This window comes from Pedobacter glucosidilyticus (assembly GCF_002483235.1).
Lineage (GTDB): Bacteria > Bacteroidota > Bacteroidia > Sphingobacteriales > Sphingobacteriaceae > Pseudopedobacter > Pseudopedobacter glucosidilyticum_B.
Genome location: NZ_DLHN01000037.1, coordinates 20,323 through 32,267, shown reverse-complemented (window position 1 = coordinate 32,267; position 11,945 = coordinate 20,323). Strand labels below are relative to the sequence as shown.

At 34.5% G+C, this 11,945-nt stretch carries 5 protein-coding genes; 4 read left to right on the top strand and 1 reads right to left on the bottom strand.

The window, feature by feature from the left end; all coding sequences use genetic code 11:
• The first annotated feature begins 17 nt into the window (after window positions 1–17).
• Window positions 18–1,286: a hypothetical protein gene (locus B2745_RS15465; RefSeq protein ID WP_304068497.1), complete on the top strand. Its 1,269-nt coding sequence runs from the start codon at window positions 18–20 to the stop codon at window positions 1,284–1,286.
• Between the two features lie 602 nt (window positions 1,287–1,888).
• Here B2745_RS15465 and B2745_RS15460 read toward each other — a convergent pair.
• Window positions 1,889–3,001 (bottom strand): T9SS type A sorting domain-containing protein, encoded by a 1,113-nt coding sequence (locus B2745_RS15460; RefSeq protein ID WP_304068495.1) that lies wholly within the window; start codon window positions 2,999–3,001, stop codon window positions 1,889–1,891.
• Window positions 3,002–3,355: 354 nt separating this feature from the next.
• On the opposite strand from B2745_RS15460, the gene B2745_RS15455 reads away from it, so the two are divergent.
• From B2745_RS15455 to B2745_RS15445, 3 genes are all read left to right on the top strand, one after another.
• Entirely contained in the window at window positions 3,356–6,382 is a 3,027-nt protein-coding gene (locus B2745_RS15455; RefSeq protein WP_304068492.1) for a T9SS type A sorting domain-containing protein, read from the top strand.
• A 216-nt stretch (window positions 6,383–6,598) separates the two neighbouring features.
• A complete protein-coding gene (locus tag B2745_RS15450; RefSeq protein WP_414691939.1) occupies window positions 6,599–8,254 on the top strand; it encodes a pectate lyase family protein in 1,656 nt (551 codons plus the stop codon).
• Between the two features lie 532 nt (window positions 8,255–8,786).
• Window positions 8,787–11,939, top strand: coding sequence for a DUF6298 domain-containing protein (locus B2745_RS15445; protein WP_304068490.1), 3,153 nt, complete (start codon window positions 8,787–8,789; stop codon window positions 11,937–11,939).
• Window positions 11,940–11,945 lie beyond the last annotated feature (6 nt).

Here is an 11,945-nt window from a genome sequence, read left to right as displayed (position 1 = left end):
ATTTTAATAATAATAAGATGAAAAATAATAAAGCCTTAAAAATATTTTGCAGTATGCTAGCATTGCTTACTGTATTTACATCTTGTAAGAAAGAGGTGCCTAACATATTTAACATGTTAACAGATGTTGAATTAGAGTATAAGAGCACACTAAACCAAGGTGAAGTTTATGTTGAGTTTACCGCCGCTTTACCTACATCTGGTGCAAACAGTACTAAGAATATGGCTAGAGTAGAATTAACAGAGGTAGGGAGCACAACACCAGCAAGAACTATTCAATTAACAAGTGCTCAAACTAAAAGTTATAATTCTGGGGTTTTAATTCTTTCGAGCGCAAATCCTCAAACGGTAACTTATAATATAAAGGTAATTGACGATACTAATGCCGATATTACTTCATTAGTTACAATAGCTTATCCTTCTGGTAGTCAAGTTGTAAATAATCCGATATTAGTTACTGAAGCGGATACAAGAACAGTTAATCCTGGAGATAATGTTTACATGGATTATACCTTAACATCTAAAAAGGATATGAGGAATGTTGTTTTTGAAACATTTGCAGGAAATGCTCAGCCAACAAGAACAAATATCGTATTGCTACCAGATGCTAATAAGAATAATTACAGAGGTGTTGTTAGAATTAATATGACCCGTAACGGATTAAACAGATATAGGATTTATGCTACAGATGTTTTAAATGTTTTTTTAGGTGATGATTATAAAAATGTAAACATAAACGTTAGTAATGATCACACCATCATCACGAACAGATTTTTATATGCACCAAGTTTAGATGCAACAAGTCAAAATCCTGATGTTACATCAGCTAGTTTTTATTCTATAGCTACTGGCGAGACTTTTAATTTTGCTAATGGAAAAGATAACTCAGCAAAAATTGATTTTGGTATTTATATATTACCTCCGGTTGCTCCTAACGTAGTTCCTAGTCTTAATTTATATACACCCAATACACCTACTACTAATCCTATGGCTGGTAAGTATGATTTTACTGACTGGACTAAAAGAACAACCGTATTTACACAAGGAATAACGGCTAATGCGAAAACTATATTTGATAATACGTTAACTTCTGGGTTGAGTATACAAACAGAAGCTGTAAAATTAGCTTCTGCCTTAAATAGAACCTCAGTAACCAATATAGCTACTGGTAGTATTCTCTATTTCCGTACACAAGAAGGTAAATATGGGGTGCTTTATATAAACGGTTTTACTAGAGACTATTTAAATAGATGGTTTATGAATATTGATGTTAAGATTCAGAAATAGATAAAAACCTATAATTTTTTTTTAAGGAGCCGTTTCATTCTATATGAGGCGGCTTCTTTTTTATACTCACTTTTCTTTTGCTGTCTAATTGCTTTTAATTAATGTTATTTATTCTATCTACACAATAGAAATTATTATTAAGAGGCAAGAAAATTTATGAAATCATTTTTATTGTTTTAATCACCTATATGATAGACAATTTCTGTTCTTTTAAAGATGCTAAAAGGTTAGGATGCAGTATTACTTGCTTGAGCAACTAGGTACATATAGTTTAAAGATTGGTGTAATAGTGATTTTACTATTATACGGGTTGAAATAATGATTAGGATGATTATCTCTATAAAATGTCTTTTATCCTTTTTAGAATTATCTATTGATTAAATCTTATTTCAAATAGTTGTATCTTGTTTTATAGTTGAGTGCACTTCTAAGAGAAGTTCTTTATAACTATGCTGATACGATGTTTGTTGTTGTTTTGGTGCCTAACGGATTTTTAAGAGTGTAATTACTTTGAGTAGTCAACTTTCATAACAAGATAGACATAATAAAAAAAGCCACCCCGATTAGAGTAGCTCTTTATTTGAAAAATGAAATATAAATAATTATTTTTTGATAAACTTTAAAGTAGATTCTTCTCCGTTATTATTATAAACTAATATATATATTCCAGAATTAAACGAACTTGTATTTATTGATGTAGAGCTAGACCCATTGTCTAATGATTTGATAATTAATGTTTGCCCATTAAGATTTAGGATTCTTACAGAGGCATTTTTTGCAGTTGCATGAGCTAAATTTAATACATCTGTTGTTGGGTTTGGAAACGCACTTAATGTTAAGTTTGATTTTACTTTTACTGTAACAATATCACTATATTTAAATTGTCCATCTTGATCTATTTGTTTTAATCGGTAGTAGATATTTCCAGATGATATATTATAATCTGTAAAATTATAATTATGAATACCGTAAGTGTTATAACTATTTTTTCTCCCAACCTCTTTAAATGAAGTTTCTTCAGTTCTTCTTTCGATTATAAATTCTTTTGTACTTATTTCGTTAGTTGTTCTCCAATTTAAATCAACCGAGTTTCCAGAAGGTGTTACTTTTGCAGAGAAATCTAATAAATCTAATGGTAAAGTAAAAGTTGTACTAGTTGTAGAAGCTGATACACGGAAAAGTTGGGATTGGAGAGAGCCAGACCTTTGAATCTTTATATATTTAACATCTTCTTCGGGAGCAAAATTAATATAATTTATCACACCTGGCGCAAGTCCTGTAACTGCTGGGAATGTATGTGTTTTAATAAAAGGATCCGTTTTTGAAGAACCATAAGTAATCATCATTGCTCCAGTCCCTGAATCTGAAGCGCCTCTGTATTGTATCGCAAATCTTTTTATTGCAGTCGGTGATGTTAAAATAAAAAAGCCTCTTGTAGCGTGGTTGAATTGAATCCTCGTAAAAGTAGCTCCACCTACACCTGTTGCTAATCCAACTGATAAACTATTATTACTATTGGATAAATCATCAGGATCAAAACTTAATTTTATGCCATTTTGAGTAATCCCTGGATTAGACGCATTAGTTAAAGTAGCTTTAACTTCTGTATCTGATATAAGTCCTGAATTATAATCAAATTCCTGAGCAGAAGCTTGATTTAAAGAATAAAGTCCAAAGAAAGCTAAGTGAAAAATATTAAGTAATTTTCTTTTCATAATGAATTAATTAAAAGGTTTATATGAGTTTATAATCTAACCAAATCTAAAGCCTGATTTAGCGTTATTCTTGTATGATTTTTTCTATATTATGTATGATGTTGTCATTTTTTGTTAAAAGTCTTCAAAACTAGAGTAAAGAGGGTGTTTTTTAATCAGATTTAAACTTTTAGCTAATGATATTCTATAAATGATAGCAAATGGTGAATTTTTAACGAATCATTTTATTATTTAACCTATTAATTGTATGCTAATAAACTATACTATTGTGATAATATAGTATAATATTATGTTGATTGTTAGCGTAATTTTGTTAAACTGACTATTGTTATAAACCATTACGTTTCTTTATATATGAGAAGACTATTACCTCAATTAGTATTTACTATTTTAAACCTTAGTATCACAATTACATTAGCCCAAACCCCCATTATCAAAGTAGACTTAAACCATTTTAGTGGAAGAGACGATCAGAACACAGAAAATGGGTATACTCCGTGGCGCATTCCAACTGCCGAAGCAGATAGCTTAACCACCCAAGGTATTAAAATAAGATTTAAGCGCATAGGTTCACAAGGCACAAGTCTTACAACCAATTGGTATAAAGCAGGGGCTACAACTTTAGGGGCGCAATTAGTCTCTGATGGTGTTACTGTGAAAGATGGCAATAACGGCGGGAAAATTGAATTGAGAATTAGTGGTTTGGCAGCAGGCGCACACAATTTATTGGTATACTTAAATGCGGTAGACGGTTATCTAGCTAATGATGTTAGTCCGGTTGATGTTTATCTTAATGATATTCTAGTAGCTGATAACGTACACCCAATGGTAAGAGCAACAAATTCTACTGCAACATTTGTTTATTTAAATCTAGAAGCTCAGGAAAATAAAGATATCGTTATCAGGTTTGAGGCAGAGGTAAATACTCCAGCTCTTTACAAAAATGTTTTTATCAACGCATTTGGGATAAACTTAGGAGATATGGGAAGTCAGGCAAAAGATCCTATACCTTACAATGCTGATGAACATGTAGAATTGATAGGCGGTGCAACTAACTTAAGCTGGACAGCCGCTTCTGGTGCTTTGTCTCACGATGTTTATTTCGGTACTAGTGAGCAAGCTGTATTTTCAGCAGATCGTTCTTCTCCTTTATTCAAAGGTAATTTTACAGCTAACAGTTATAATGCTGCAAATCTTTATACCGGAGATACTTATTACTGGCGAGTAGATGAAGTATTTTCAGGTAGAACAGAAAAAGGGCGAGTTTGGTATTTTAGACCAGGGCAATTAGCATTTCCTGGTGCAGAAGGTTTTGGTAGGTATGCAAGAGGCGGCAGAGGTGGTAAAGTTGTTTATGTTACCAACCTTAACGATAGTGGCCCTGGTAGTTTAAGAGAAGCTATTACCAATGATATTGGTCCTAGAACAATAGTTTTTAATGTAGGTGGTGTTATTCAGTTACTATCAAGATTAACACTAAGCAGTCCTTATGTTACCATAGCAGGTCAAACAGCTCCTGGTAAAGGTATCTGTTTACGTAAATCTCCTTTTGGTTTTGGTGCTAATGATGCCATTATCAGAAATATGAGGTTAAGATTAGGCTCTGGCCCAACAGCAGATGGAATGGGACTAACCGGAGATCATAGTATCATGGATCATTGCTCTATCAGTTGGACTATAGATGAAGCATTTAGCTCTAGAAATGCTAAGAACATCACTTTACAAAGAACACTTATTTCAGAAGCTCTCAATATAGCTGGTCACCAAAACTATCCAGTAGGTACAGAGCATGGCTATGCCGCAACTATTGGTGGAAACAAAGGGAGCTTTCATCATAACTTATTAGCACATTGTTATGGACGTAATTGGAGTTTGGGCGGAGGTTTAGATAACAATGGATATCTAGCTGGCAAATTAGATATCAGAAATAATGTGGTTTATAATTGGGGAAATAGAGCTACTGATGGTGGTGCAAATCAAGTAAACTTTGTAAATAATTATTATAAACCAGGTGCAGGTACAACTCTTTTTTACGCTTTAACAGCACAGTACGAAAACATTGGCTTGGGTACTCAACAATATTATTTCAATGGAAATGTAATGCCAGGTAGGTTTGATGAAACTACACAAGTTAATGGAAGAAGAGCTGTTTACACTAATGGAGCAACCAAAACTTATGAGCCATTTTTAGATCAACCATTTTTTAGCGTACCTGTAACCACCCAAACTGCTTTTCATGCTTATAAAATGGTTTTATCTGATGTTGGAGCAAATCAGCCTGTTTTTGATTTACATGATACCAGAATGGTAACAGAAACCTTAAATGGTACTTACTCTGTAACAGGAAGCATATCAGGTAAAAAAGGATTTCCAGATTCTGAGATTGATTCTGGCGGTTATGAATCATACCCAGAAGTTTACAGAGCAGCTAATTGGGATACAGATAAAGATGGTTTACCAGATTGGTGGGAAACAATCCATAATCTAAATATAAACTCTTCTGTTGGTGATTTTTCTGATGCTAATGCTGATAATGATAAAGATGGTTTCACCAATCTGGAAGATTATTTAAATTGGATGGCAGAACCACATTACAGCGCCATAACTTCACAAGCAATAAGTATTGATATTAAAGAATTGTCTAAAGGCTTTACTAATGCACCAGTATATACAATTTCAAATCTTAGTAATGGAAGTGCAATCCAAAGCAATGGTATAGTAACATTTACACCTTCAACTAATGGTTTAGCCGCATTTAATTTTACCGTTACAGATGCTAACGGACATTCAATGACAAGGAAAGTTAATATAGTTAGTGGTGCTACTTTAACATTGCCTGTTACCATTGTTTCTTTTGAAGCATCCAGAAAAAACACTAAAGAAGTTATTTTAAAATGGAAAACCGTTCAAGAAGTTAATAATAGTCATTTTGAAGTTTTAAGGTCAGATGATGGCGAAAACTTCAAAAACCTAGGTGTAAGAATAAATTCTAAAGCGCTTCAAGGACAAAGTAATAAGCCAATAAGTTATGATTTTATAGATCAAAATGATCATGTTACCGATACCTATTATCAACTTATCCAAAAAGATAAAAATGGTGAAACGGCTTATTCTTCTATAAAGTTTGTAAAAGGAAATGAAACGGATTTTAAAGTTTGGCCAATTCCTTCAACCGGAGATGTTTCTTTACTAACTGGTCAGTTAAAAGAAGATGCTCAACTATTTATTTATGACATGTCAGGCAGATTAATTCAAAATGCAGAAGTTATTTCAAATAATACACAAAAGTTTTTTATCAAAATGCCTGGCATTTATATACTAAAAATAAAAAGCGTATTAAATCAAAAAGAACTGTTTACTCAGAAAATAATCATTAATTAAACCTTATTTATAGATTTTTCTAATAGAAAAGAACTTTATCTTAGATAAGGTTCTTTTTTGTTATAAAGATTTTAGAAGCTGCTTTTTGTATGAGGTTTCCGATAAAATCATATAATAATTTGTAAACATGATATAAATAGGACCATACATTAATCTTTAAATTTGAAATATTATACTTTATCAACATCGTATATTTTCCTAAATTAAATTAATCAAATGAAGAAACTGATGAAGTCTACCCTGCTGGGGGCAGCAGTTATGTTAACTACTTATCAAGTAAAAGCGCAATACCCAAGCATACCAGACGATGTACAAAAAGCAACGGCAGAATTAATGAAGCAAGCTACCAAGCAATCTGATTTAGCTTGGCAAAAAGCACTACCTATTATAGAGCAAGAGGCAAAAGAAGGAAAACCTTATATTCCTTGGGCAGGTCGTCCTACAGATTTACCACAGGCAGATATTCTAGCTTTCCCTGGTGCAGAAGGTGGCGGTGCTTATGCTTTTGGTGGTCGTGGCGGTAAAGTTTATGTGGTTACTAACCTTAATGATAGTGGCCCCGGTTCTTTACGTTGGGCCTGCGAGCAAGGTGGTGCCAGAATAGTAGTTTTCAATGTAGCAGGCATCATCAGATTAAAAACTCCTTTAATCATCAGAGCACCGTACATTACCATAGCAGGTCAAACTGCTCCTGGAGATGGTGTTTGTGTTGCTGGCGAATCAGTTTGGATTAACACCCACGATGTAGTGGTTAGATATATGCGTTTTAGAAGAGGTGAAACCTATGTGGGTAGAAGAGATGATGCTATTGGTGGTAATCCGGTAGGAAATATCATGATAGATCACGTATCAGCAAGTTGGGGATTAGATGAAAACATGTCTATGTATCGCCACATGTATAACGATAGTACAGGTAAGCCAGAAGTTAAATTAGGTACAGTAAACATCACCATCCAAAACTCCATTTTTTCTGAAGCCTTAGACACTTGGAACCATGCTTTTGGTAGTACTTTAGGCGGAGAAAATTGTGCTTTTGTAAGAAATCTTTGGGCAGATAATGCTGCAAGAAATCCATCAATTGGTTGGAATGGTATTTTTAATTTCGCTAATAATGTGATGTTTAACTGGGTACATCGTTCCATAGATGGTGGCGATTATACAGCACAATACAATATCATCAATAACTATTTTAAACCAGGCCCTTTAACACCAAAAACTCAGCCTATAGGTTACCGTATTTTAAAGCCAGAATCTGGTCGTAGTAAGTTGCCTTATGTTGTTTTCGGAAGAGCGCATGTTGAGGGAAATATTGTGGAAGGAAATACTAAAGTAACCCAAAATAACTGGGATGGTGGGATACAGTTAGAGAATAAAAAAGGCGAATCTATGACTTATGATGAAGCAAAGCCCTACTTTGCTGCCATGCGAGTTCAAAAGCCTTTACCAATGCCTAAAATGACCATTATTCCGGCACAACAAGCATACAGCTATGTATTAGATAATGCAGGTGCTACTTTACCCAAAAGAGACCCAGTTGATACCAGAATTGTGAAACAAGTGAGAACAGGTGAGATAGAATACATAAAAGATGTAAAGCTCCCTGAAGCTGATTTTAAACATCGTAGATTACCAAAAGATTCTTATAAAGGTGGTATCATTACCGATATCAGTCAGGTTGGTGGCTATCCAAAATATGAAGGTAAACCCTACAAAGACAGTGATCAAGATGGTATGCCAGATGATTATGAAGCTAAAAATGGCTTAAATCCTAAAGACGCTTCTGATGCTAGTAAAATTACTGCATCGGGTTATTCAAACATAGAGGTTTATTTAAATAGTGTAGTTGATATTAAGAATGTAACACCTTATTAAAGAGGATCATTTTTTCAAAGTCTTTAACTTGAGCTTAAAAGGTTTCAAAACTTAAAAATTTTATATTAAAATTTTCATTATAGTTTATTGATGTACTATTTATCCAAGATGGTTAAGCTCAGTAATAAAAGTTAATAAAAAGCTTTCTTAGTCGAGTGGTTTCACTAAGAATTTATAAACCTCATACTTTAGGTATTTTGGTTGGCTTATAAAAGAGGAGAACTGCCCATCAGTATCTCCTCTTTTTTGTATAAAATTGCTATAGTAAATACTTGATGTTCTTTCCATAAGAATAAAAATTTGATGAGATTATGTCTTTTTTATAAATAACAATCACTTTTTTTTGATGATTCATCATATTTTATCGCCTATGGCAAAATCATATAAGACATAGAGAAAATACTACAAAAATAAAAGTGCTTTAACCATTAAATTTGTATTAGAAAATCCAATTTATATCTTAAAAAATATATCTGTTGACCTAAATGAGTAATTTGCTTCAACAATTTTTTTAGACATAAATCAAACCTAAATGACAATAACTTTGCTTAATAAAATACTTCAACTCGGTGTATCTAGTTATAGCTTAAACTTCTGTAGTTTAGGTGTTTATTTGTTTTTAGGATTATCTCCACTAGGTGTTGAAGCACAAAAGAAAGAGGCTCCGAAACCTCCGGTATATCTTCAGAAAGATGGGCAATTAGCCTATACTCCAGATGCTCTAGGTAATCGTATTCCTGATTATTCTTACAGCGGTTATCAGGCAGGCGAAAAAGCTATTCCTCAAATTGCAACAAAAATTATTGTTCCTCATATAGAAGGCGATGCAACTGCTACCATCCAAGCGGCTATAGATGAAGTTGCTAAATTACCTTTGGATAAAAATGGATTTAGAGGTGCTATCTTACTACAAAAAGGTGTTTATCAGGTTTATGGGACTATTAAAATAAACGCTTCTGGTATTGTTTTAAGAGGTTTTGGTAGTGTAGAAAACGGAACTACCATCTTAGGAAAAGGCACAAACAGAGAGATTTTGGTTCGTGTTGTTGGTCTTCAAGATCAGGTAAAACAAACACCTGTAAATGTTAGTGATGATTACGTTCCTGTAAATGCTTTTCAGTTTAAAGTTGCTGATGCTAGCTCTTTTAAAGTAGGAAATCAAATCATCATCCATCGCCCATCTACTCAAGAATGGATAACTCAACTAAATGCCATAACTTTTGGTGGAGGTTTAAGCAGTTTGGGATGGAAGCCAGGTCAAAGAGATATTTTTTGGGATAGAAAAATTACAGCTATCAATGGTAATAACATCACCATTGATGCACCTATTACTACAGCTTTAGATAAACAATTTGGACAAGCTACGGTGGCCAAATACCAGTGGAATGGCCGTATAACCAATGTCGGAATAGAAAATTTACAATTAGTATCAGATTACAATCAACAAAATAAAAAAGACGAAGACCACCGCTGGAATGCTATCAACATAGAAAATGCAGCCGATGTTTGGGTAAGACAAATCACTTTCAAGCACTTTGCAGGTTCTGCGGTTTATGTAAATCAAAACAGTAAACGCGTAACGGTAGAAGATTGTAAATCTTTAGCACCAGTTTCTGAAATTGGTGGCGAGCGTAGAAATACTTTTTACACCAAAGGCCAACAAACATTATTTCAAAGATTATATGCTGAATTTGGTTACCATGATTTTGCCGTAGGTTTTATGGCGGCAGGGCCAAATGCTTTTGTACAATGCCAAGCTGTAAATCCTCATAGCTTCAGTGGAGCTATAGATAGCTGGGCTTCAGGAGCTTTGTTTGATGTCATGAATATAGATGGACAAGCTTTAAGTTTTGCAAATAGAGGACAAGATGGGCAAGGTGCAGGATGGACAGCTGCTAACAGTCTTTTCTGGCAATGTAGTGCAGCTAAAGTGTATAACGAGCAACCACCAACAGCTCAAAATTGGGCTTTTGGTACTTGGGCACAATTTGCTGGAGATGGTTTTTGGGATATGTCTAATGAACATGTAAACCCAAGAAGTTTTTATTATGCACAGTTAGAAGATCGTTTAGGAAAATCGGCAACAGCCAGAAAATTTTTATTACCTGTAGCATCAGAAGCATCTTCAAGTCCTTCTATAGAAACGGCTTTAGCATTAACACAGCTAGCAGCAAAACTTGTTTTACAATTAAGTCAGTTTATTGATGATGCTGGTTCAAGAACTCCGATAAGTACCGAAGCTAATGGCGCTAAAATTATAAAACCAGTTATCGCTAAAGTAAGCCCTAAAGTAGGTGATATGCAGGTGAAAAACGGTTTTATCATTTATCAAAATAAGCTTTTAACTGGCGCTAAGCAAGATATACAATGGTGGTCTGGCAGTGCAAGACCTTACGCAATAGATAAAATGCGTCCGCATATTACTCGTTTTGTACCCGGCGAAATTGGTACTGGTTTAACCGATGACTTGGAGGAACTTACCTCCAATATGCAACAAAAAAATGTAGTTGCTATGGATCATAACTACGGTTTATGGTACGAGCGTAGGAGAGATGATCACCAGCGTGTAAGAAGAATGGATGGCGAAGTTTGGCCTCCGTTTTACGAGCAGCCTTTTGCTCGCAGCGGACAAGGAACTGCTTGGGATGGTCTAAGTAAATACGACTTAACTACTTTTAATAAATGGTACTGGGGTAGATTACAGCAGTTTGCCAACCTTGCAGATGAAAAAGGTCTGGTACTTTTGCATCAAAATTATTTCCAACATAATATTTTAGAAGCAGGGGCGCATTATGCAGATTTCCCATGGCGACCAGCAAATAACATCAATAACACGGGTTTTCCAGAGCCTGTACCTTATGCTGGTGATAAGCGTATTTTCATGGCAGAGCAGTTTTACGATGTGAATCATCCCGTAAGGAGAGCTTTACACCGAAACTATATTCGCCAGTGTCTAGAGAATTTTAAGGATAATTCCTCTGTGATACAACTTACCAGTGCCGAGTATACCGGGCCAACTCATTTTGTAGCTTTTTGGCTAGATGTTATTAAAGAATGGGAATTAGAAACGGGTAAACATCCCATCATTGGTTTAAGTGCTACTAAAGATGTACAAGACGAGATTCTGGCTGATCCAGAGCGTTCTAAATATGTTGATGTTATTGATATCAGATATTGGTTTTACCAAGAAAACGGTATGGCTTATGCGCCAAAAGGAGGACAAAATTTAGCGCCAAGACAGCATGCTCGTTTAACTAAAGTAGGAAAATCTTCTTTCGAGCAGGTTTATAGGGCTGTGGCCGAGTATCGTTCCAAATTTCCTGATAAAGCAGTAATTTATAATGCAGGTAATTATGATAGAATGGGCTGGGCGGTATTCATGGCTGGCGGCTCTCTGGCCGATTTGCCTCTTATCGCTGATGAAAATTTCTTGAAAGATGCTGCCACCATGAAACCACAGCCACAAACGCAAAAAGACGTTTATACTTTGGCTAATGTATCATCAGCTATTGTTTACCAAAACAGTTCGGCAGAAGTAAAGCTTGAGAAAGGAACTTATTTGTTAAGCTATATCAGTCCACAAAGCGGGAAAATTTTAAAGCAAAATACTATAAAGATTAACCATCAAACCATCCAAACAGAAGATTTAAAAAGTAATGTTGTGGTTTGGATAAAGAAAAAATAAAATACG